A 24063-nucleotide genomic window follows, 5' to 3' on the forward strand; every position below is an offset into this window, starting at 1 on the left:
TATAATGGGTCAGTCAAATTAAGTCAGGTATGGTTTTAATACTTTTTAATAGCCTCTATTTCCTTTTTCCTATTTAAGGTAAAAATTGTAACTTTATACCATATTATTCATATAAATATGATATGATTTATTAGGAACTAAAGGAGGGGTATGATGGGCAGAGAATTTGACCAGCTATTTGATGAATGGGCTGCTAATTATGATGAAACGGTATCCGGTTCTGATGACCAATATACCGATGTTTTTTTACATTATGAACAAATCCTAGAAACAGTTGCATCCCATGCGGATGGCTCTGTAATCGAATTCGGAGTCGGAACAGGGAATTTGACTGCACGGCTACTGGAAAAAGGAAACCAAGTTCTCGGAATTGAGCCTTCCACAGAAATGAGAAAAAAGGCAAAGAAAAAGCTCGGATCCTTATCAATTGTAGACGGTGATTTCTTTCACTTTCCGGTTGAAAATGGAGTCGACACATTTGTAAGCACCTATGCCTTTCACCATTTAACCGATGAGGAAAAAGAGAAAGCTTTTGCTCTATACTCCAATCTTCTAACACCAGGCGGAAAAATCGTTTTTGCGGATACGATGTTTTTAACGAAAGAGGATCAGCAGGCGGTCATTGATAACGCTGAGCGCAACAATTTCGATCGATTAGCAGAGGATTTACGAACTGAATATTACACGACGATCCCTTACTTGAAATCAATCCTGGAAAAGCATCAATTTCATGTAACATTTGAGCAGCTAAATACATTTGTCTGGCTCATGCATGCCACTAAACAATAATTAAACAATAGCATCTATCCCTATAGCAATATAGGGTTTTTTCGTTTGTGAATCTGCCTATTATTTCAATGTTTGTTTTCTCTGCAGAATGGTAAACTAAAGGATGATAATGTGTTTTTCGGAGGGTTTCATTTGAAAAAGAAAAGATGGTATTTTATCTTCGGTGTCATGATTGCATACATAATCGGAATTGGCGTATTCTTCTCTAACATGCTGATGTATATGAAACGAAAAGATGTTGAGGTCGTTCGGAAACGTGAAATCGAGGCAGGCCGTTTTGACACTGCTTCCTTTCAAAAACTGCCTCAGGAGGAGAAATGGATTCAATCCAAACATGGATACCGGATTCATGCTATATTTGCAGAACCACATAAGGAATCAAAAAAATGGATGATCATTGCGCACGGAATCACTGAAAATAAGTGGAATTCGATTCGCTATGTCAATTTATTTGCAAAAAAAGGATTTAACACCGTCATTTATGATCATCGCCGCCATGGTGATTCGGAAGGAAAAACAAGCAGCTACGGATATTATGAAAAAGATGATCTTGCCGCTATTGTAGAAGAATTAAAGGCTCAAAAGGGTCATGATATTTTGCTTGGCATCCACGGTGAATCAATGGGTGCGGTCACCCTGTTACTATATGCCGGCACCGTTGAGGATGGAGCTGATTTTTACATAGCGGATTGTCCATTCTCCGAATTCTCCGAGCAAATAGCTTACCGCCTAAAAAAAGACTTCCATCTTCCAAAATGGATGGTTCTCCCCTTTGGGGATTGGTGGCTTAAACGGAGAGATGGCTATTCATTTAGAGAAGTTTCTCCTTTAAAGGCAGTAGAGAATATAAAAAGCCCTGTTCTTTTTATCCATAGTTTAGAGGATGCGTATATTCCCTCAACCATGAGCGAGGAATTATATGAACACAAAAAAGGACCGAAACAGCTGTACCTAGCCGAAAAAGGCCAACACGCCCAATCCTATAATACGAATCCTGAAGCTTATGAAAAAGTAATCGATTCTTTTCTTAAAGCACATGTGCCCCCTTTCTTTTAGGGTGGCACTTTTTTAATGGCTGTTTTCGTAAGGATCATTTTTGCTATTATTCAATTAACTCGTTATTCTACTAAAGCCCCATTCGTATTATAAGGTTGATATGTTCTATTTTATTTTGACATTGATAACAACAATACCAATCAAAAGCCATAAAATATATAATGCAAATACATAATAGAAAAAACTGTCCGGAACCAAAGGGAAAAAAACAGATATAATGCCAAGGCCAATAAATAATATGCCCGCATACTTTGAAAGTTTCTTTTTATCTTTAACTTGACCTTCCACATATCCTGCTAAAATATGCACTTTCCCCTTTCCCCAAATGATATAAGCAAGCAAAAAATGAAACCCTGCAGTGATAAGACCAACAAAAAGCTCCATCATTTCTCCTCCTTTTATACGGCATTTGTATTATATATCTTATAATAATTATTTCTTTCGCTAACCTGCTCTGTTTGTAGAATAAAGAATTCAACAAACTAGAGCATTAATCCTCCTCGAATCAGCGCACCGGTTTGTTCATGTTAATCTTTTCACAAACGTATGATATTATAAAGATAAACAGACAAATAACTCAGAATAATCAGATATAGGAGCTTTAATTATGAAGGTAGACGAATTAGAGAAAATAGTTCTTGCAAAATTAAACAAAGGTTTGTTGGAATGTATAGTAGGAAATGATTTTGTAACAGGAGATTATGCCAAAGTAACTTACCGTAAAATCATAAAGGATGGGATACCACAAATTCTCCGCTTTGGAGCAGATAGTAAATTTTTTGATAACAAGGAAAATGTACGAGTTCCGGGAAAACAGTCTGTACAATTACTTGAAACAGTAACAGAAAAATTATCCTTTTTACAGAAATACGGTTGGTTGATTGATGACCCGGACGTTAAAACATACAGTGCTTTATTCAAACCAAAAAAGAAATAAGATCACCCTTTCAATGAGATATAGATGTAATTCGGATATATCAATGAATAGGAGGATTATATATGACGAGAAAAATTGATTTAAGAATACATCTCGCCTTACATATAATAAAAACCGCCTATACATTAGGCGGTTTAATGCTTTATCATCAATTATTTTTCCCTAATTCCTCAAATATTCCAATCTTAAGCTTCACTTTTCCATTATCATTTTCATACACATCTAACACAAACATTTTATACTCGCCGTAATTCTCATCAAAGAAATCTCTTGCGCTTTTTGGCATATAACAAATTTCTTCATAGTCTATTTCTAACGTGTCTTTGTCCTTTTCAAAATCATAGCCCGTATTTACTTCATTACCTACGTTATAAATCTCTGTAATAGCAAATTCTCCCCTATGAGTGACAGTGAAAGTTTTAAGGGGTTTCCTGTCCTTGTAATAGTCCCATTCTGTTCTATCAGCTTTATTACAATATTTGCATTTTCTGTAGCCCATTTTTTCTGCTTCATCTGTTGTTATTGCTTTCCATCCTTTAAAATTTTCTTGATATTCAGCAGGCCAGTTTTTAAAACAATTAACGTGTGTATGATACGTTTTCCCGCCGTCAGATAACAAGCAAATATGGGTGTCATTAAGTGTTAAGTTAAGGTTATATTCCTTAGTTGTTCCATCTGAAAATGTAACAGTAACAGTTTCCTTTTCCGGCTTTTCGATCGGACTTGATTGTTCAACAGATTCATTAGGTTCAACGGGCACTTGCTCTTGTTTTAAGGTTTCAGCGTCCTGTGCAGTCTCATTTTTTGTCGGCATAACAGTCTGTATAGTTTCTTGTTTTTTTGGTTCAGCCTCACGCGTCGTTTGTTGATTTCGATTTACCGGGCTTTCTTTTTGACGCTTAAAATATAGATACGCCGCCAAGCCCAAAATCAAAAGTAAAATACCAAGCATTTATCACATCTCCTTAAATATAATTACCATTTTGGTAAATACTCGCTCTGAAAATTTGTCCATGTCGAAAAAAGCATTTCTATTATTTAGAATCTCCTTTGATATCCTATCTTATGAGTTCTTTTATTAAGCCCTGTTTGTTTGATACTTCGTTGATCTTTACCAATCCAATTATAAGCCCAATATAAAAAGGCATTGACCTTCTTGGATCAATGCCTTCGTCAGCTGAAATATTTTGTATAAGCGCTTTGATATTTCTTAAGAAAATAAGTTATAACAATAAAGATAATGCCAATAATTACACCTAAACCAAACGGGACAAAGACTAACATAACAAACCTCCTATAAAATTCCATTTTAAAGATGATTAATACTAACACAATAATCTGAATATTTAAAGTTGTTTTTTCCATACTCTTAGACCTATTTAGTGAAAAAGGGAAAATTTAAATAAACACCTTAGGATTCGAAACGTAAATAACATAAAGATTGAATTATTAATACCCACCTCCTTTTAGCATATGTTTACAGAAAAAATACTGGTATAATAAGGGAAACGATATACTGAAAATTCTGAGTTTAGAGGTGTGTAAATGATTAAACAGAGAAGAGGCGGAATGGTTGGACGATAAAATTTATGATTTATCCAAACGAATAAGATATATGGAAGAAGAGTTAGTGGAGTTAAAAAAAGAGTTAAGAACCATACATAATGAAGTTAATCTTAATGTGGAAAACAAAAGTGAAAAAGTTGAGATAAAAAGAAATATCAAAAAACCTGAAATAAAACCAGAAAAAGAATTAATCAGCTTTGAATCTATGATCTCAACTTGGTTACCTAGAATATTTATATTCGTTTTTATTTTAGGAGTTATTTGGGCTTTTATGGCAGCATCTGAAAACGGATGGATAAATCCCGTGGTTCGTGTAATAGTTGGTTTCTTATTAGCTGGATTCTTATATATCATTGGAGAAAAGCAATATAAAAAGGCAAAGAATACGTTAGGAATAGTATTGTTAGGCGGAAGTATAATTGTTTATCTTATATCTGTCTTCTCCGGTAATGTTTTGTACCACATTATCCCATTCTATGTGACTGTATGTTTATTAGCGCTCGGAATATATATAGGAGTTTATCTATCGAGAAAATACAAATCTCAATCCTTGCTTACCATTATAGGAGTAGGTGCTTATTTTTACCCTTTCCTATTTGCAGGAGACAAAGGGAATGAATATGTATTTTATATATACGAAACTGCTGTATTTATAGGATTAATACTAGAATCTCTTAGAGGGCAATATAAAATCACTTGGAATGTGGCAAACTATGCATTTATGTTCACTGTATTATTTTTTGGATTAGTAGGCAGTGGGGAAATTTCAACCTTAACGTTCCTCACAATCGCTATTCAGCATTTCTTTATCATTTATTTAACATTTAAAACAAACAACATATTTGTTAAAAATATGTATATTCCAGCTATCACGATCGGTTCATTATTCATGCTCTTAATCGGAGTTGATGTGTTTGATCAAACACCAAGCTACCAATACACGTTCTATTCAATAATGGCCATCGTATACTCTTTGCTTAGTTACGTGAAAAATAAAAGTCACACTGAACTAAAAAACATTTTCTTTGTTATTTCGATGTTCTACATATTTATACTGCTAAACGATATAGTGATTGATCCATCATCAAAATTAATCCTCTTTACCATGCAAGCCGTACTAGTTTACTATTTTGCTCAAATAAGGAAGAGTATATTAGGGACAATAGCTAGCATAATACTGCTCTTATCCGTATTGGTACAATTATTCGACAAGCCGGGATACATGCTATCACTAGAAACTGTTGTTGTATGGATGATCATAATCAGCTTCTTCTTTGTTCTCTATATAAAAGAAACAATAACAAAAATCATCGACAGAAATATAATGAAATCTACTTTACCCTATATAATAGAAGTATTACTGATCATATTTATAAGCAAAATGGCATACTATTTCACAGATGATTCTTCTTTAATGATTAAGAATATCGGTTTGTCATTATCTTGGATCATTATCGTTGGAGTAACATACGGGTTATTTAGTTACTTTAAAGAAAAAGTTTGGAAAAACATCGGCTTAATATTCCTGTTTATTACGCTATTAAAAGTTACTTTCTACGACCTATCAGGTATAGATGTAGTTTGGAAAGCAATATTATTCATCATACTTGGCGTAATTGGGCTGCTTATTTCTAAGGTGTTTTATACAAAAAAATGAGTGGGATTTCCCTTTGCTTTCGTTTAAAAAAAGGTTCAGTCAAAATTTCTGACTGAACCTTTTGAATTTTCTCCTTATAGAGCCTATTGAAAGATGACATTCATCATTGGATTTAAATACTGATTAGGGCTTTTCAGCTGATAGCTATTTGTACTGCTGGAATAATCAATAATAAGCTTTTCATCTAAAAAGATTTCATGATATTTATTTAACCATACAGGATAGGCATTGGTTTCCCATTTTACTTCTTGAGAAGTAGTTTCTTTAACAAAATATAAATTGGTTACACCGCTTACTACGCAGCCACAGCCTTCTGTTTCATACTTCAAACAAAATACGCCTTCTTGATCTGTCAGCTTGTCTTTTACCTTTTCTAATGCTGCGTCTGTCCATGTAATTTCCACTGTTGTCCACCATGCTTTCTCTCTATTTATCTCATAGGTTCCCGATTTCACTTAACCCGCAAACCTGTTAATAATTAAATCTGAAATAAAAAAAGCAGCATTCAATGAACACTGCCTCTATGTCTTAAAAATGAACGTTCAGCTTAATGAACTGCTCTCGTATGTTTTTGTATCAAACTTTGTAAAGCCGCCACTGCTTCATCGCCAGTATACGTACCTTTATAACTGAAACCATTCTCTGAGCAATATTTTTGCCCTAATGCTACAGCATCTTCTTTAGTCATTTCTTTTTTTAACTCTCCTATAACTAATCCATAAGGTGCTTGATAAATCGTGCTATATTTTTCTTTTTCCATTTTTCTTTACCCCTTTTGTTTTGATATCCCATGGCAAAGTTATCAGAACTGAAATCGATGTTAAAAATTCATTATCTGTATATTTCTTACTTCTAGGTCTATATACATAGTAAACTTTTTGTGGAATTTTGTCTAATATTTGCGTTTTCATGTCCTCAAAATTGGGTAGTAAAGTTTATTTAGAACAAAAAAGAAGAGCCATAACCAACATATGCATAAGCTTATAGCAAATTGAAGGCCATCAATTTTTCAATTGTACGTCCATAATTTCCTGATAAAATACAAAACAAATATCTCCGTCCTCATCAACGATATGAAGCTTTTGAGCCTGTTCATTACAATAATGAATATGTCCTTCTACCGTCCCGTACCGGCGACTGGCTGTACGGTAATAGCGGATCATCACAGGCTTCCCATATTCCAAAGCCTCCATAATTATCGTATTCATCGCTTCCACTTGCTGTTCATCAAGCTCATTCCTTGTTTCATAGCTGTCCTCTTGTGCCCATTCTCTAAGCATTGTTACGTGCTCAGGCAGCATCATTGATGTCCATTTTATTTTTCCGCGATCTCGAATCATTCCCTGCAGCCTCCATTTCACTTGTCTGTTATGCTCTATGTCCTCCAACCAATGTACTGCGATGCTTGGCCGTTCCTGCCTCTGTATACGATACGGCACGTAAAATCGCATTGGATCCAAATTTTTTACGCATTCGATCCATCACAAAGCCAAGTTCGCGTTTGCGCCAGCTATCCTGGTCAAATAGACTGATTTGCATCTCTCGATCGGGGATAACATTCGAAAGTGTAATAGAAATTTTCCTAACTGTTTTGCCTGTATAAAACCGTTCAAACAAGGTTAAACACATTTCATAAATATCCATCGTAATATTGGTCGGCGTTTCTCTTGTCATAGAGCGATGAAATCCGCCTCCAAATTCATCCTGGCTATAATAAATTCCCAAGCTGACGGTTCTGCCCGCCATCCCGCTTGCACGTGTTCTTCTTGCTACTTCCTCACTCATTTCCAGAATGACATGCTTGATTTCCTCAGGCTTTTTATAATCACGCAGTAATACCTGGCCTTTTCCAAAGCTGATTTGTCCTTCCATAATCGGAGCACCGATATCCGATAAATCAACACCCCAAGCATGGTGGTACAATTGATTGCCCATAATGCCAAACTTCTTTTCAAGCGTCTCCAGATCATAACGCGCCAATTGACCGATTGAAAAAATCCCCATTCCATTCAGTTTCTTTTCCATCGGCTTTCCGATTCCCCACATTTCGCTCAAGGGGGATAAGGGCCATAATTTTTCTGGTACATCCTCATAGGTCCATTGGGAGATTCCTTTTTTCTTGGCTTCTAAATCAAGACACAGCTTAGCAAGCAGCATATTCGGACCGATCCCAATCGCGCATGGAAGCTGGAATTCCCGATCAATTTCATCTTGGATTTTTTCAGCAATTTCTACGATATCTCCCCATAGACGAGTCGTCCCATCCACCTTTAAGAAGCTTTCATCCACACTGTACGTATGAATTGCGCTTTTAGGTACATATCGATTGAATAAACGGCTGATTTCAGTAGAGATACGCAAATACGTAGCCATATTAGGATTAACCTTTATAATGCGCGGATCATCCGGAATCTCAAACAATCTTGAGCCCGTCTTGATGCCAAACTCTTTCTTCATTTTGGGCGATGAAGCCAGCACCACACTGCCGCTCCGTTCCGTGTCACTCACCACAGCCAAATAACATTCAAGCGGATCCAGTCCCATCATCACCGCTGAACAGCTGGCAAAAAAACTTTTCATATCCACGCACATAACATAATGATGCGGTAAAGTACTGTAATCAATCATGTAAAAACCTTCTTTTAAATAGAATGTATGTTCGCCTTTATTATATTCTTAATGATAAGCGAATATACGTTCGTGTTCAATGGAAAATTATTTACAATTTATGTATAAGTCCATGCAAGCGTGCAAATACTTTAAGACAACGGACATAGTTCACCATAAAAATTTACGAAAACGTTTTAAAAACAGTCGCTTCATCTACTATTATTTTCACTTTTCTCCTTTTCAATTCGCTCATAAATAAGTAAATTAGAGCAATTATGTTGAGTTTCGTTCAATTATTACGAAAATCGCTCAATTCCACTCCATTTCCGCTCGATTATATGGAATTCCGCTCAATTAATATCAATTTCCGCTCAATTCCTGCGAAAATCGGCTGGATTACTAGACTAATCTAGCTTATACAGTCATTTAGTCACTCAAATTTTGACTCGTAAGTCTCGAAAACTCTTAATTTAAGATCTTTTTGCAAAAAATAATAGAAAAATTGATTACTAATCTATTTGAAGGGTTATATAGAAGGATGAACGAACTATGTTGGTTATTTCATCATGCAATGCTTTTCAATCATATAGAAAAAATATGATAGAGCCATGATTAGCAAATCCTAAAGCATAATGAATTCAAAATCTTCGAAAAAGATATATAATAGCAGTGTAAGAGTGATTTTCAAAGAAGTAATCTGATATATTTTCCAGAAAAATAAAAATAAAAGGAGAATGATCACATGATTGTTGTTCAAAACAAAATTAAAACCAAACCAGGTTTCGCAGAAAAAATGGCAGGCCGTTTCACTTCCGGTAACGAATTAGATAAATTTAAAGGATTTGTTAAAGTAGAGGTTTTACTTACAGAGGGCCTGACAGAATATGATGAGATGAGCGTCAATATGTACTGGGAGGATGAAGAAAGCTTCCTTGCCTGGAAAAACAGCGACTCCTTCAAAAAAGCGCACAAACGTCCGGAAGGCAAACCGGATGAAGCTAAACAGGACTCTCCTATGTTAGGAAGCCAACAAACTACATTTAGAGTAGCGTCTGTAAAAGAAGCAGCTCCAACAAAATAATGTACGCAAAAGGTCTTTCCAAAAACTTAGGAAAGACCTTTTATGCTATATTCTATCAATATAATCATGCTCAATTGTATTAATTAGCAGCAAACTCACGCACAGATAATCCAAAATCCATTTCCTTGGTTATAGCTTGCAACTGATAATAGTCACGCAGTTTTTCAACAATCTCTTCGGGTGGTTTTGCATGATAATACCCTTTTCGCGTAGTCGTCATACCACTAATTTTCTGCAAATCGACAAGTGATTCACACATTTTAATGGCCGAGCCGAATGAATCGATAATCGGGACATCTTCAATATGATGAATACCGTGGGTTGCTAAAAATATATTCATCGGACCTTCTCCAGGAATAATGACATCTGCCCCTTCGGCAATAGCTGTTTTTGCGGCAGCTTTAAATTTCTCCAAAATCGGCTCAGGATTTTTAAATCCTTCCAAAATATCATAAAATCCAATATCCGCCTGAATAATCGGGCCCAATTTTTGTTCAAGACCATATTGCTTCGCATTAAAACGTAACTGATCTGCCAGTGGAGCTAAAAAATTCACGATGCCTATTCTTGTTCCAAGCATTGAGGCAATATGCATGGATGCCTGGCCGTAGCCAATAACCGGGATGTCCACTAATGAACGAGCCTCAATCAAGCCGACATCCGGTATGGTAGCTATAAAAACAGCATCATACCCTGCCCTTTCAGCAATCAATGTGTTTCGAATAAATTGCTCTTTATGCAGGCTTTGCAGATAGTTGTAGGTAATATAGTGCCCCGGGTATTGAGCAGGATAAGTCTCCTTTGTCATTCCATGTAAGACGACATCAACATCTGGTCGAGCAATTTTGGATACATGCTGTATGACCGCATCACGATATTCAGGTATGTCTTCAATGGAAGTTAAGCTTTGATGCCAAATTTTCATCGCGCTACCTCCTCTTCCTTTATTCGAAGGGCTTGTTCAGCAGCAATACGTCCAAAAATAGCTGCCTTTCCGAGCGAGCTCCCTGTCATATAACCCGCTCCATGGAAGCCACCCACCATTTCTCCGGCTGCATATAATCCTTTAATTGGGTCGCCGAACGGATTTAAAACTTCTGCATCCTCGTTTACACGAACTCCTGCATATGTAGCGAGCATAGCAGTCACTGTTTCCATTGCGTAAAAAGGACCGGTTTGAATCGGGGGTGGCTTACCAAATGTATGGGTCAATGTGTTACGACCGAATGGGTCATCACTGGTAATAAGATGCCTATTATATGAGTCAATCGTTTGGTGAAGAGATTGACTTGGGAGACCTGTTTTTTCGGCCAATTCCTCAAGTGTCTCAGCCTGGATAATTAAGCCTTCATTAAACAATAATTGAAAATCATATAGCGCATCATGTTCGACACCCTGATCCATAACCGTTTGATCCCAAACTTGAAATGTATGTTGATTAGGCTGCTGCAATGCAGCATCACCCAATAATTTGTAGGAAATCGACTCATTAACAAATCGTTTCCCCTGTTCATTCACAATGATGCCGCCTTTATAAAAGGCATGAGCCTGCCGTTTCTTTTGATTAGTAGAACTCGGATGAAAGCCGTATGTTCCTTTTAAGTATGGAAAATCCTCTAACCAGGCACCTACGGAAGCTGCTAATTTAATGCCATCTCCATGGTTCCCTTCTCCACCTAACCTGATTGTGTGTTCAAGCTGTGGTGCAAAGGCTCCTAATAAATCTTCACTTTGTGAGAATCCACCTGCGGTTAAAGCGACCCCTTTAGATGTATAGCATTCCTTTTGCTCGCCATTTTGTTGATAAAGTACACCCACTACTTTTTGTTGCTCAGTTAGCAAACGTACGACAGGACTATTAACATGCAGTGAAACACCATTATTCAAAGCATGGTTTTTCAGTGTTTGAATGGCCTGATCAGGAATGATCGTATGCCCCCGAGGGCTTGAATGGCCACTTACGGCCTGACAATTTTGAAATATTACTCCATGTGAAACTAACCAGTTATAAGTGGAAAGCTGATGTTTCCCATATGCCTGAACCAGATTTTTATCATTTTTAAATTGACCGACAACATACAAATCATTCATCAAACTCTCGGTAGTATCACTTATGCCAAGCTTACTTTGAAGTTCTGTTTCAGCAAACGCCATAAAACAACCGCTAAGCAATGAACTGCCACCGATGTCTGCCTGCTTTTCGAAAATGACAACATTGGCACCTCGCTCTGATGCCTCAACAGCTGCACAAAGACCTGCCATGCCAGCACCAACAATAATCAAATCAAACTGATTCAAAAAGCTACACTTCCTTTACTGCCTCGACTACACTTAATCCTGCCTCACAAAGCTGCATATCATGCGTATAGTGACCGCCGCTGACGCCTATTCCGCCTACACACTCACCATTAACGTGAATTGGATAACCGCCGCCAAAAACGACCAGGCGATTGGTATGTACTAAACCTGTCATTAAAGGTGGATCATCTTTTAAGCGATCATACCACTCATGGGTTGCACGATTGTATGCTGCAGCTGAAAATGCCTTGTTTTGAGAAATCTCCAATGCCAATACAGGTGCTCCATCCATTGCTGAAAATGCTTTTAAATTACCTGCTTTATCAACAATAGAAATCGCAAATTTCATTCCCAGTTCTCTTCCCTTTTCCTCTGCTTTTTCAAGCATAGCTTTGGCTAGTTCCAATGTAATCGTTTGTTGCGTGTAAGCATAAGTAAATTCTTTCATGATCCTATCCCCTTTATTATTTATTTTGCTATACCGACAGGCGTTCCGGCACCAAAAGCCTCAACCGAAGTAGCGGTAATAGCTTTGCTTTTTGGCAGTGCTAAATCAGCTATAACATGAGCAATATCAATCGGCTGCAGCCAGCCTGTTTTATCAATGTTAGTCCCCAATGCATCCGTCATTTGTGAGTCTACCGGACCGGGGCAAACTGCATTAACGCGTATGCCAAAAGGTTTCAATTCTTCTCCCAATGCCTTTGAAAAACCAATAACTGCATGCTTAGAGGAAATATATGCACTGCGATTGGGACCGCCTTTTGTTCCCCAAATGGAAGAAATATTTATAATAATCCCTTCCTGGCGATTTTTCATCGAGTCCACAACCTCACGGCAGAAATAATATGGTCCGTGTACATTAACATCAAACATGTTCATCCATTCTGCGGTTGTCGTTTCTGTAAATGGCTTTAGCAGCATGGCACCTGCATTGTTAATTAATATATCAATCGGTCCCAATTGCTTGTTAACCTCATATACGGCTTTTTTTACTTCCTCTTGATTGGCTACATCACAAGATACAGCTATCGCTTTTACTGAATAGGTTGTACGAATAAAATCAGCAACTTTTTCACACTCTTCCTGATCCAGTGCACAGATGGCGATATCCGCGCCACGAGAAGCCAATAAAGCGACGGTTTCTTTACCAATTCCACGGCTTGCACCTGTGACAAGAGCCACTTTTCCCTTTAATTCCACCCAATCATCTCCTTTTTACCGGGTTGTTTGGAAACTGGAAATATACGAGACCGCATGTTTACCAGCCCGTCGACCAAATACCAGACATCGAAGCACAGATGTACCACCCGGATATTTCCCGTAGTATACGCCTGAAGTTTCACCAACTGCATATAAACCCGGAATAGCAATATCATCTCCCGTTAACACCCTTCCATCTGTATCAGTAGCTAATCCGCCATTTGTAAACACATTGCAGCAATGAACTGGGTAAGCAATATAGGGACCTTCGTTGATAGGAATGGACCAATTGGATTTATTTAAAGTCAATCCATTGGTTGCTAATCCATCTAACCGGTTATAGATAAATTCACCTTCCGGACAAGCGCTATTAAATTCCTCCACCGTTTTTACGAGATTCTCTGAATTCACATTTAGTTTTTCGGCCAATTGTTCAATAGAATCAGCGACAACTGCTGGTATATCTGTCTGAAGTGCTTCTTCATAGTTTGGAATCGAATACATTTTTTGATCTGTAATCATATAGGCAATATGATTTTCACAGGTATAGAAGATTTTACGGGCCACTTCTTCATATTGTTCATCAATGGTGGTTACACCCTCATCCGTAAAACGCTCTCCATTTTGATTTACTAAAATAGCATACGGAAACAACATGACTCCGGCTTCCTCACGTTTACTGCGTGGATCAACCGTTTCAGCGTGGAAGGAATCAAATTGGCCATTCCCCGCTGCCCCAATATTTAAAGCCATTCGAATAGCTTCACCTTTATTAAAGAGCCCTCCTTCTGATACGGGAGGTATTTTATGAGCGTCATGGCCTATATACCGGGCCATCATTTCTTTATTTCCCTGAAATCCACCAGCAGCCAAAACAACAGCATTTGTTTTCAAATGCATACTGCTTCCATCTGCAGAACGTACGAAGATTCCGTTAATAGCTCCTTCATCATTTAGGGACAAATTCCAGGCTGCTGCTTCATAAATAATTTCTACTCCCAAAGCACGGGCACGCTGACTTAGGGTATCGATGATGGCACGTCCACCCCCAACAGGCAGTAAACGCGGACGTGAAGCTGTCAAAAACATGGTTGGCAGAAAATCAAAATCCACCCCTTTTGATTCAACCCAACGCAGTGTCGGTCCTGCTTCGCTTTGTAAGGTCTCTGCATATTCGCGGCCCATCGCTTGATCCGAAAAATTCAACATGTCTTCAACGAAGTTTGGAGCAGGTGTATCAATGTTTTCCATGCGCATATAAGCTGCTGTCCACCGTGTATTCCCGCCTCGTTTTTCAAATGGCGCACGTTCGAGAATAGCAATTGACATATTTTCTCCTGATTCTTTAGCCTTTTCAGCAGCCGCCAAAGCCGTGGCTGTTCCGGCTGCACCACAACCAACAATAATTAAATCGTAATCTACTTCAGTCATCTGGAATCACCACTTTTTAAAGATTCAGAATATTTTACTTCCAATTCATTTATTTCATGTAATTTAAATAACTCCTGTCTTGTTTTCCATGAGCATATATAGTCATGAATATTTTCTTGTGATTGGTCCTGCTGCAACACTCGCAGTGCATCCATTGCCCCTTTAATGGCACCTCGTAACACTGTATTGGCACAAAGCACAATTTTATATCCCATTGCCTGGGCTTCTTCTTTTGAAATAAGAGGTGTTTTACCGCCTTCCACCAAGTTTAATATTAAAGGAATATCCGGCACTAACTTTGGAATGGATGCTATCTGATCGATGGCAGTTGGTGCCTCAACAAATATGGCATGTGCACCAGCTTCCTTATACGCATTCGCTCGGTCAACCGCTTCTTCAATCCCATGGACCGCCAGTGCATCTGTACGCGCGATAATCGCAAAGTCTTCATCGGCCCGAGCATCAAGGGCTGCTTTTATTTTTCCTATCATCTCCTCTTTAGAGATCACTTCTTTTCCATTAAAATGACCACATTTTTTGGGCATCACCTGATCCTCGATCTGAATGGCTGCCGCACCGGCACGCTCCAATATTCTGACCGTTCTTTGCATGTTAATGGCATTGCCAAACCCCGTATCTGCATCCACTACAAGAGGAACAGTTGTTACATCAGCCATCCAGGCAACTACCTGTGCAATTTCTGTTAACGTGGTTAAACCAACATCGGCCCAACCTAGCTGGGCATTTGATATTCCTGCACCTGTCGCATATATAGCTCCAAATCCAGCTTCTTCGACTAATCGGGCAGTCATCGCATCATAAGCACCTGGCAAAATAAATGTTTCAGAACCATTTAATAAATGTTGAAACTGTTTTGTTTTTGATATCATATCAGTTCAATCCCTTAACTAATTACTTGTTCATGCTGGGTTACTCGCTGATGAAAAATGATTGTACAATCTTGATTGGAGAATTCTCGATTAAAAAGTATAGTGTGGCAATCCTGTACATAAATTGTTTGCGAAACCATTCTTCCTTCAAAAATAATGCTTACATAATACAGACCTTTTTCAGGAAGTGTATAGTACGGCGCAACGCCTTCTTTAAAGGAGTATTTGACTTGATAAGGCTTGCCCAGTAACTTTGTGACGGTGTCGATCTGACCATTTTGAAGAAGTTCCCGGATGTTGGTTGAACTCACCTTTGAGCCATACATCTCAAACTTTTCAACAACTTCAACACCAATCTTAAACTGACTGTGCGGGGCAATCGTATGAATGGTGCCAGCTCCCCTTTTACCATAGGTGTAATCAAAGCCAGCCACAGCATGTTTCACTTGCATCTTCACTAAATATTCTTGTACAAATGTTTCTGGTGAAAGAGCAGCAAAGTCCTTCGTGAACTCAGTAATATAAAAAATATCTACACCCAACTCTTTTAGCCGCTCTGCCTTTTGTTCCATTGGCATTAAATAATCAACTTCCTGGTTTGAAAACACCGTTTTGGGGTGTGGAAAGAAACTCATTACGGCAAGAGAACAATCTTTCTCATTTGCTATTTCTTTAGCACGCATAATTACTTTTTGATGACCTCTATGAACTCCATCAAAAAATCCTAAAGCCATGACATTCTGCTGACTATTCTCCTGCACTATGGATAGATTTTTCTCGTTGACAATAATCGTTTTCATATTCCTCCCCTGCCTTTTTAGGTATTACCGCGCTTCGATAGTAATATTGTTAAGCTCTTTATCCTGGACGGTATCTCCCCAATATGTGTTACATAATGAGCGTTCTTCCAATGTCCATTCAACCGGCTCCCAGTCTGGTTCAAAAATTAAATAACCGCCGGAAAACAGTTCCACCCGGCAGCCACTGCCCGGGTCCATGACATATAAGTAAATTGCTTGTGATGCACCATGTTTTCCAGGACCGATAAACGTCATTCCGTTTTCTTTTAAAATATCAGCTGCACGTAAAATATCCTGCGAATCATCCAACCAGTATGAAATATGGTGTAGGCGTGCAGGGGTTGGTAACGTGTCTTTCTTTAATAAGGCAACATCATGTACCAATGCGGTAACACTTAACCATCCTGCCAAAATCCCCTCATCCCCACGCATATACTCTCTCATATTGAATCCTAAGACATCGATTAAAAAGTCATAAGATTGATCAGCATCAGTAGATGTGTGTATATTAACATGATCAAAACGACGTGGAGAGATCCCTTTCCTCCATGACTTATAAACTTGATTTTTCAAAACGGAAGCATGCCCATTGAGTGCCTTTGGCTTTTCAACATCATAATACAATTCAAAAGTATGGCCACTTGGCATTTTAAAACGTATGGACTCTCCAATACCTACTGTTGTCCCTTTTGGATATTCTGTTACTTCAACCTCTTGATCTGCCAGCAGATGTTTAAATCCCTGCAGACATTGAGGTGTTTTTGTACGCCAGCCGATCCGCTTAATGTAACCGCTGTCACCAGCTTCGACACTTAATGTATGATGTTGAAAATCACTGTACGCGCGTAAATAATGGACACCATCTACTTCTTCTGTTTCTTCCAAACCAATGACTTCTTTAAAAAAGAATAATGACTTCTCTAAATCACTTGTCACAAGTGCAACATGCCCAAGCTTTGCAATTTCCGGCTTCATCTTCTCCATGACCTCCTTGCTACAATTCTATTTATCTGAGCCTTCCGCTTACTTCGTTTTAATCTTACAAAACAACAATACGGATAGCTACACAGCATTTTTCTTAAAACTAATTGATTTTCCATAAAAATATACCGAATTTTATCTCTTACTATTTTCATTATTCAGTGCAAATTCATAGTTTGCTACACCGATAGATTCAATCTTCATTTGTAATAAATAACCCGCAAACGGTTCCTGCTTCACTTTTTCTTCAGAAAGTGGTTCATAGGCCGTGGTAACAAATAAGGTATCCATTTTCTCTCCGCCAATCGTACACGAAGATATATGGGATAAGGGAATCACAATTTCCTTAATAACCTGCATCTTCCTCGGATTGATACAAACAATACGAGTCGGCTTTTTTGAAATGGATGCCACAATTCCACCTTTAAAAAGGGAAACCCACAAGTTTCCCTCTCCATCTACTGCCATGCCAGCAGGAAACCCTTCATCCATCTCAAATGTATACACAATTTTTTCAAATTGAATCTGATCGTTTTCCATAAGTTGATATTGGTAAATAGAGTATTTCGACGAATCAATATGATAAAATTTATTTGTTTTCCTGTCCCAATCTAATCCATTAGATAGCGTGATTCCATCCACTTGTACTGAAACATTACCGAACGTATTTATACAATATAATTTTGAATTCGAAAAAGGATATTGCGAAAAGGCAGTATGAGGTGATTCTTTAAAGCTTTTAAAAAAGCCATCCGATGAACCAACCCAAATTTGTCCATCAGGTCCACACTTTCCATCATTCAAATAACACATATTATTCCATGATTCCTGTATAACAAAAGGAGACTTAATTCCCTGTTTAAAGTTTAAATGATATAAACCGTCTTTATATATACCAATAAATCTTCCATCCTTTAATGGAATGATCGCCTTAATCCAGCCTAAAGCATCATATACATTCTCTTGTTCAGTTGCGGGATTATACGTAATAATTCGTTTAGAAGCGATATCCAGCCACATAATTCCATACGCTTCGTGCCAAATGGGGCCTTTACCAAATTTGGCACGATACTGTCCACATTTTTTCATATTTTCATCACCTACGTTTATGGATAGTGTGTCAATTTAATCGAAGTTCTTCTATTCACCATCCCTCATTAAAATTTAACTGCATGAAATCCATTTACTCGGATGTCCGTGCCTTACAGAAGCCATCATCACCATAATCTAAAAACCAGTAAAGTATTTCCCCTACCACCTGAAACCTTATCTGCCAATTAATCTTACAAATGGTAAAATTCTTAGTGGAACTACCATTCATGATTCAAAAAATCGATAGAATTTGAAAAAAGAAGAAAGATCGCTAATTAATCTTCCTTCTTTTCTCTTAGAGATTGCTATAGATCTATTTAGCTAACATTAATTGCTGGGCAACTTCATAAATAAGATCCTCTTGTCCCCCAACCGTTTTGCGTTCACCCAATTCTATTAAAATCTCTCGTTCGTCCACTCCAAATTGTCGGGCAGCTTTTTCTGTATGTAATAAGAAGCTTGAGTAAACTCCCGCATAGCCCATAATAAGGCTGGAACCTGAGATTTCTTGCGGTCTTGGCAGGATGGGCGCAACCATCTTATTGGCAACATCGATTATGTTATATAAATCAACACCCGTTTGAATACCAAGTCTTTGCAAAACAGCTACCAGGACTTCTGTTTGTGTATTGCCGCTGCCCGCCCCAAGTGCACGTAGTGAGCCGTCGATATACGTGGCACCTGCTTCAATCGCGGCTAATGAATTAGCCATAGCCAGAGATAGATTGTTATGTGCATGGAAACCAATTTCAATTCCGACATTTTCTTTCAATGCACGGATCCGCTCTGTCACCTGATGAGGTAACATATTTCCTGCCGAATCGGTCACATATACGATCTCAGCTCCATAGCTCTCAAATAATTGAGCCTGCTTCACGATAACATCTGTCGGTGCCATATGGGCCATCATTAAAAAACCAACCGTTTTCAAACCTAATTCACGGCTCATGGCTATATGTTGCGCTCCAATATCAGCTTCCGTTACATGTGTCGCAATTCTTGCCATTTTAGCACCTGCTTTTACCGCCTCTTTCAGGTCATCTTTAATCCCAATTCCCGGAATGAGTAACACAGCCACTTTTGCATTGGTGCATTCTTCTACCGCAGCTTCTATTAATTTCAGTTCATCAACCGCAGATAGACCATATTGCAGACTTGAACCACCTAGTCCATCTCCATGTGCCACTTCGAAATATTCAATATTCGCTCGCTCCAGACCACTCGCAATATTCCGGACTTGTTGCTCTGTGAAAGCATGTTTCATTGAATGGCTCCCATCACGTAAGGATACGTCTAATACGTGAATATCTCTCATGAAATAGCACCTCCCTGCATCACAATGTTCTTCGCCATTTCATTAGCTACACGGGCAGCCGCAGCTGTCATTATATCCAGATTCCCAGAATAGGAAGGGAAGAAATCTCCTGCACCCTCTACTTCGAGGAATACAGAAACCTTATTCCCTTCAAAAATAGGTTCTCCCCGCAGCCGATAACCAGGTACATATTGTTGAACTTCTTTAATCATTGTTTGAATGGACTGTGTAATTTCCGCTTCCTGTCCTGACGCTTCCACAATGGCATGAACCGTATCGCGCATGATAATCGGCGGTTCTGCTGGATTTAATATAATGATTGCTTTACCTTTCTTAGCTCCTCCGACAACTTCTATTGCTTTAGAGGTTGTCCTTGTAAATTCATCAATATTGGCGCGTGTGCCAGGTCCTGCACTTTTACTTGCGACTGTTGCTATAATTTCTGCATATTCTACAGGAACAATCCGGCCAATTGCATGAACGATTGGTATCGTAGCCTGGCCTCCGCAAGTTACCAAATTGACATTATCCTTATCTAAATGTTCCATTAAATTAACCGGCGGCACCATGTATGGTCCAATTGCCGCCGGTGTTAAATCAATCATTTTCTTTCCCGCTGATTTAACAGCTTCATAATTTGCCTTGTGAGCATAAGCGCTTGTTGCATCAAAAACGATATCGACCAGTTCCATTTTTTCAGATAAACCCTCAATACCGTTATCAATTGTGACATATCCCCGGTCACGGGCTCGCTTTAAACCTTCCGATTCAGGATCAATCCCGACCATAACTGACATTTCCAAAGCATCGCATCGTTCGATTTTATACATTAAATCTGTCCCGATATTTCCTGAACCAATGATTCCTACTTTCAACTTTTCCATATGCTCACCTCATTCCGTAAAAGATAGTTTCACTTCTCCATAGGAACCAAAATCCACTTCAAAGACATCTCCTGATTCAAATGGTACCGCAGCCGTAATCGCACCGGCTAAAATAAAATGCCCTGCCTTCAAAGTAATATCATAGTCTGCAAGCATATTGGCCAACCAGGCCACCGCTTTGGCCGGATTTCCCATCACTGCACTGCTCATACCTTCATCAAATACTTCACCATTCTTCTTGGCGACAACTCGAATATTAGCTAATTGCTCCAATGAAGGCACAGGGTGTTTTTCCCCCAATACTGCACCGGCAGAGGATCCATTATCTGCAACCGTATCCTGAAATTTAAATTGCCAATTCTTAATACGGCTATCAATGATTTCAATGGCAGGGACAATTGCCTCAGTCGCTGCCAAAACTTGTTCACTGGTCACATCAGGACCTTTTAAATCTTCCTTCAAAACAAAGGCCAGCTCAAATTCAACTTTCGGTTCAATAAATTGAGAAACCGAAAGTGTCTGTCTATTTTCAAATACCATCGTATTTAAAATATGCCCAAAATCAGGAGTATCGACATTAAACATCGTTTGCATAACTTTACTTGTTAAACCAATCTTCATTCCTACCAAATGTGCATCTTTTAACTTCTCATTAATTTGCAAAAGCTGAATACGATAAGCATCGTCAACCGAGAGATCGGTTGACGATGTAAAAGGTTCAATCGGTGTTTTCAAACGTTCAGCTACAAGTAAATCGAAAGCTGCTTTTTGAATATCCAATTTACATGGCCTCCTTAAACGGTTACAGACTCTAATAACCTGTATTGCCCCGCAAAGAATACAAGGGGATTTTTATCTTCAAGCTGGATTGCCCGGACTTTACCAATAAATAAGGTATGGTCTCCTTCAACATACTCTGAAACAACGTCACAACTAATCTGTGCCAAAACACCGCTTAATACCGGAACATCCGCCAATCGATCAAATGTAATAGCAGCACCGTCTTTCTTCTGTCCAGCAAAAATCATTGAATAGTCTTGTTGATCCTCTGCCAGAATATTGACCGCAAACTGTTTACTTTCACGGATTTTATTTAAACAACGCGCTTTTTCACCGATTGAAATGACAACCAATTTCGGATCGAGTGAGACGGACATAAATGCATTTGCTGTCATACCGTGAGCCTGTCCTTCATGCTCTGTTGTTATGACGGTCACGCCCGTAGCAAACTTACTCATTGCATTTCGAAATAAACGATCATCCATTTGGTTAACCTCCTTTTTATGCTTTAATGGTTGGATTGTTTTCAGTATTGGCGTCCATTTGGTCTCCCCAATAGGTGAAACCAATCTCCATTTCTTCGACTGTCCAACGAATTGGCTCCCAATCCGGTTCAAAAATGAGATAACCATTTGTGAAGATCTCCAGCCTTACCCCACTGCCTGGATCAATGGCATAAATATACATAGCCTGCGAGATTCCGTGCTTCCCTGGTCCTTTGAAGTAAATTCCATTCTCCTTCAAAATATCAGCTGCACGCAATAAATCCTGTGCGTTATCCAACCAATAGGCAATATGGTGAACTTCATGTGTGGATGGTGAATTCGGATCAAAGCTAAATGCAATATCATGGACAAGCGGTGTCACACTTAACCAGGCACCTACATAGGTACCGTCCGGTGCTTCTACATATTCCCGTAAATTGAAACCTAAGTGTTCTTGCATAAAATCGGATAGCTCGTTAGCCGGAAGAGAGCTTAATAGATTAACATGGTCAATCCTTCGGGGTGAAACCCCACGATTCCAAGACTTATGTGTTTGGTTTTTTAATACAGAACGTGTTTCAGGTGAAGCCAAGGTTTTTTCCATATCGAAGTAAATTTCAAATGTATGATTACTAGGGAGTTTAAAGCGAAATGCCTTCCCCTGTCCTTTTTCTGCCCCTTCTTCTACCCATTCGATTGTCATACCACTATTTTGCAACTGCTCCGCAAATAGATCCACATCTTCACGACGTTTTGTACGCCAGGCAATATGATCCAAATGGGATTCTTCTCCTGCACGAATCGTTAATGTATGATGCTCAAAATCCCCCCAAGCACGCAAATAATGCACACCATCCTGAACATCTGTTTCTTCCAAACCAATAACTTCTTTAAAGAACCATAATGATTTCTCTAAATCTGTACTTACTAATCCAAAATGCCCTAATTTTGAAATTTCCGGTTTACTCATTTTCCCTACCTCCTATTTATCAATCAAGCAAAATACGTATTTGGTTCCAAATCACACATAGTGCGTCCATATGTCTCTAATAAACTCGATGGAGTAATGAAGCCGTGTAAATGCATAGAAATAAAATCACGATAAAAGGTTTGGAATACATTATTATTGTAAGCAAATACAGATCCTGCTCCTGCAAGCATGAGATCAAAAGCTTCTTTGCAGAGCTGGTTGGCATATCCAAACATAGCTTTGATTCGAATACTTTCCTTTTGTGTGAAATCCTGTCCGCGTGTTGAATAATCATCTAAATCATTGATAGCTTGATTAAACAGCATGCGAGCACATTCCAGTTTCATATCAGTCTCAGAAATTTGTAAATGTGTCACGGCAGCCTCGCTCATTTTGGAATAAAAGGTATTTCCAATGCTTGCTTTTGACACACGCTCCTTATGTAGATCAAATCCACCTTGGGCAATTCCCAGTGCTGGGGCTGCAATAGACAAGGTTAAGGATGGCACAAACGGCGTTCGATATAATGGATTCCCCTGTAATTCTTCAATAATATAGTGACCTTGCTGTGCCAGTCGATCTAATGACACACGATGGTCAGGAATAAAGACATCCTTGACTACTACACTATTACTGCCTGAACCACGTAAACCAACTACATTCCAGTCATCCATTACTTCTACATCTCTCCGTGGGATGACTAAAATCGCCATTTCTACTCCGCCATTCCCATCATCTACCGGTGCCCCAAAGTAGAACCAGTCTGCATATGGAGATCCAGAAACAAATGGCCATTGTGCATCTTTGATAAAATAACCACCATCGACCTTTTCAATATCAATACGAATCGGTTTGAAGTTCCCGGCTAGAACGACATCCTGGTCACGATTCGGTCCAAAAATCTCGTGCAGAGCTTCGCGCCCAAATGCATATGAAATCATGTAATCACGAATATTGCTTAACGATACGAACCAGCCGGCTGACGGATTTCCGCGGCTAATTTCTGTGACTACATCAAAATACGTACGCATATCTGTTTCAAAGCCTCCGAACATTTTTGGTCGAAGGATTTTCAGTAATCCGTTCTCACGTATCGCCTGAATAATCTCGTCTGATATTTTGCTCGTTTGATCAATTTCAAGGGTTGCATCACGTAATTGCTTTTGCAGCGAACGCGCCTTTTCGATTAATACCTCGCTGATTTCTTCTCTTTTTACTATAGTTTCACTCATAAGTTC

The 24063-nt window shown here is 38.7% G+C and carries 26 protein-coding genes; 5 read left to right on the forward strand and 21 right to left on the reverse strand.

Features of this window, described 5'->3' with window-relative positions:
• Positions 1–153: 153 nt before the first annotated feature.
• Positions 154–789 (forward strand): class I SAM-dependent DNA methyltransferase, encoded by a 636-nt coding sequence (locus FHY47_RS06845; protein ID WP_066107690.1) that lies wholly within the window; start codon positions 154–156, stop codon positions 787–789.
• Positions 790–921: 132 nt separating this feature from the next.
• On the forward strand, positions 922–1845 hold the full coding sequence (locus FHY47_RS06850; RefSeq protein WP_316245991.1) for an alpha/beta hydrolase: 924 nt from the start codon (positions 922–924) through the stop codon (positions 1843–1845).
• Positions 1846–1950: 105 nt separating this feature from the next.
• On the opposite strand, the gene FHY47_RS06855 is transcribed toward FHY47_RS06850, so the two are convergent.
• Positions 1951–2229, reverse strand: coding sequence for a DUF3784 domain-containing protein (locus FHY47_RS06855; RefSeq protein WP_066107697.1), 279 nt, complete (start codon positions 2227–2229; stop codon positions 1951–1953).
• Between the two features lie 223 nt (positions 2230–2452).
• Between FHY47_RS06855 and FHY47_RS06860 the strand changes: the two genes are divergently transcribed.
• Positions 2453–2782, forward strand: a complete 330-nt coding sequence (locus FHY47_RS06860; RefSeq protein ID WP_148629929.1) for a hypothetical protein — start codon at positions 2453–2455, stop codon at positions 2780–2782.
• Between the two features lie 148 nt (positions 2783–2930).
• Here the strand turns inward: FHY47_RS06860 and FHY47_RS06865 are convergent, their stop codons facing one another.
• Positions 2931–3734 (reverse strand): hypothetical protein, encoded by an 804-nt coding sequence (locus FHY47_RS06865; RefSeq protein WP_148629931.1) that lies wholly within the window; start codon positions 3732–3734, stop codon positions 2931–2933.
• Positions 3735–4355: 621 nt separating this feature from the next.
• Between FHY47_RS06865 and FHY47_RS06870 the strand changes: the two genes are divergently transcribed.
• Positions 4356–6005 (forward strand): DUF2339 domain-containing protein, encoded by a 1650-nt coding sequence (locus FHY47_RS06870; protein WP_139891687.1) that lies wholly within the window; start codon positions 4356–4358, stop codon positions 6003–6005.
• An 83-nt stretch (positions 6006–6088) separates the two neighbouring features.
• On the opposite strand, the gene FHY47_RS06875 is transcribed toward FHY47_RS06870, so the two are convergent.
• The 4 genes from FHY47_RS06875 to FHY47_RS06890 all read right to left on the reverse strand — a co-directional run bounded on the left by FHY47_RS06875 (position 6089) and on the right by FHY47_RS06890 (position 8633).
• On the reverse strand, positions 6089–6409 hold the full coding sequence (locus FHY47_RS06875) for an iron-sulfur cluster biosynthesis family protein (protein ID WP_066107713.1): 321 nt from the start codon (positions 6407–6409) through the stop codon (positions 6089–6091).
• A gap of 143 nt (positions 6410–6552) precedes the next feature.
• Complete coding sequence (locus tag FHY47_RS06880; protein WP_066107718.1) at positions 6553–6765, reverse strand: hypothetical protein; 213 nt, start codon at positions 6763–6765, stop codon at positions 6553–6555.
• 241 nt (positions 6766–7006) lie between these two features.
• A complete protein-coding gene (locus FHY47_RS06885) occupies positions 7007–7393 on the reverse strand; it encodes a YolD-like family protein (RefSeq protein ID WP_316245992.1) in 387 nt (128 codons plus the stop codon).
• Positions 7374–8633, reverse strand: coding sequence for a Y-family DNA polymerase (locus tag FHY47_RS06890; RefSeq protein ID WP_140461625.1), 1260 nt, complete (start codon positions 8631–8633; stop codon positions 7374–7376). The genes FHY47_RS06885 and FHY47_RS06890 overlap by 20 nt, the downstream gene beginning before the upstream one ends.
• Before the next feature lie 724 nt (positions 8634–9357).
• Between FHY47_RS06890 and FHY47_RS06895 the strand changes: the two genes are divergently transcribed.
• On the forward strand, positions 9358–9696 hold the full coding sequence (locus FHY47_RS06895; protein ID WP_148629933.1) for a heme oxygenase: 339 nt from the start codon (positions 9358–9360) through the stop codon (positions 9694–9696).
• Between the two features lie 79 nt (positions 9697–9775).
• Here the strand turns inward: FHY47_RS06895 and FHY47_RS06900 are convergent, their stop codons facing one another.
• The 15 genes from FHY47_RS06900 to FHY47_RS06970 all read right to left on the reverse strand — a co-directional run bounded on the left by FHY47_RS06900 (position 9776) and on the right by FHY47_RS06970 (position 24057).
• Complete coding sequence (locus tag FHY47_RS06900; protein WP_148629935.1) at positions 9776–10621, reverse strand: aspartate/glutamate racemase family protein; 846 nt, start codon at positions 10619–10621, stop codon at positions 9776–9778.
• Positions 10618–11994, reverse strand: a complete 1377-nt coding sequence (locus FHY47_RS06905; RefSeq protein WP_139891679.1) for an FAD-dependent oxidoreductase — start codon at positions 11992–11994, stop codon at positions 10618–10620. The genes FHY47_RS06900 and FHY47_RS06905 overlap by 4 nt, the downstream gene beginning before the upstream one ends.
• Positions 11995–11998: 4 nt before the next feature.
• Positions 11999–12442, reverse strand: a complete 444-nt coding sequence (locus FHY47_RS06910) for a GlcG/HbpS family heme-binding protein (RefSeq protein WP_139891677.1) — start codon at positions 12440–12442, stop codon at positions 11999–12001.
• A 20-nt stretch (positions 12443–12462) separates the two neighbouring features.
• Entirely contained in the window at positions 12463–13197 is a 735-nt protein-coding gene (locus FHY47_RS06915) for an SDR family NAD(P)-dependent oxidoreductase (RefSeq protein WP_139891675.1), read from the reverse strand.
• A 15-nt stretch (positions 13198–13212) separates the two neighbouring features.
• Positions 13213–14628, reverse strand: coding sequence for an FAD-binding protein (locus tag FHY47_RS06920; RefSeq protein ID WP_148629937.1), 1416 nt, complete (start codon positions 14626–14628; stop codon positions 13213–13215).
• On the reverse strand, positions 14625–15518 hold the full coding sequence (locus tag FHY47_RS06925) for an isocitrate lyase/PEP mutase family protein (protein WP_225983586.1): 894 nt from the start codon (positions 15516–15518) through the stop codon (positions 14625–14627). The genes FHY47_RS06920 and FHY47_RS06925 overlap by 4 nt, the downstream gene beginning before the upstream one ends.
• Before the next feature lie 14 nt (positions 15519–15532).
• Positions 15533–16318 (reverse strand): FAD synthetase family protein, encoded by a 786-nt coding sequence (locus tag FHY47_RS06930; RefSeq protein WP_139891671.1) that lies wholly within the window; start codon positions 16316–16318, stop codon positions 15533–15535.
• Positions 16319–16342: 24 nt separating this feature from the next.
• Complete coding sequence (locus FHY47_RS06935; protein ID WP_148630291.1) at positions 16343–17293, reverse strand: VOC family protein; 951 nt, start codon at positions 17291–17293, stop codon at positions 16343–16345.
• 141 nt (positions 17294–17434) lie between these two features.
• Entirely contained in the window at positions 17435–18388 is a 954-nt protein-coding gene (locus tag FHY47_RS06940; RefSeq protein ID WP_139891667.1) for an SMP-30/gluconolactonase/LRE family protein, read from the reverse strand.
• A gap of 316 nt (positions 18389–18704) precedes the next feature.
• The gene (dmpG, locus tag FHY47_RS06945) at positions 18705–19706 is read right to left on the reverse strand and encodes a 4-hydroxy-2-oxovalerate aldolase (RefSeq protein ID WP_139891665.1); all 1002 of its coding nucleotides are present in this window, start codon (positions 19704–19706) and stop codon (positions 18705–18707) included.
• Positions 19703–20590 (reverse strand): acetaldehyde dehydrogenase (acetylating), encoded by an 888-nt coding sequence (locus tag FHY47_RS06950; RefSeq protein WP_140461632.1) that lies wholly within the window; start codon positions 20588–20590, stop codon positions 19703–19705. The genes dmpG and FHY47_RS06950 overlap by 4 nt, the downstream gene beginning before the upstream one ends.
• Positions 20591–20599: 9 nt before the next feature.
• Complete coding sequence (locus FHY47_RS06955; RefSeq protein ID WP_140461633.1) at positions 20600–21370, reverse strand: 2-keto-4-pentenoate hydratase; 771 nt, start codon at positions 21368–21370, stop codon at positions 20600–20602.
• Between the two features lie 14 nt (positions 21371–21384).
• Entirely contained in the window at positions 21385–21855 is a 471-nt protein-coding gene (locus FHY47_RS06960) for a flavin reductase family protein (RefSeq protein WP_139891659.1), read from the reverse strand.
• A 16-nt stretch (positions 21856–21871) separates the two neighbouring features.
• Positions 21872–22825 (reverse strand): VOC family protein, encoded by a 954-nt coding sequence (locus tag FHY47_RS06965; protein ID WP_139891657.1) that lies wholly within the window; start codon positions 22823–22825, stop codon positions 21872–21874.
• A 23-nt stretch (positions 22826–22848) separates the two neighbouring features.
• On the reverse strand, positions 22849–24057 hold the full coding sequence (locus tag FHY47_RS06970; RefSeq protein WP_140461635.1) for an acyl-CoA dehydrogenase family protein: 1209 nt from the start codon (positions 24055–24057) through the stop codon (positions 22849–22851).
• Between the last annotated feature and the right edge of the window lie 6 nt (positions 24058–24063).

The sequence above is a fragment of the Bacillus sp. E214 genome, assembly GCF_008087365.1.
GTDB lineage: Bacteria > Bacillota > Bacilli > Bacillales > Pradoshiaceae > Pradoshia.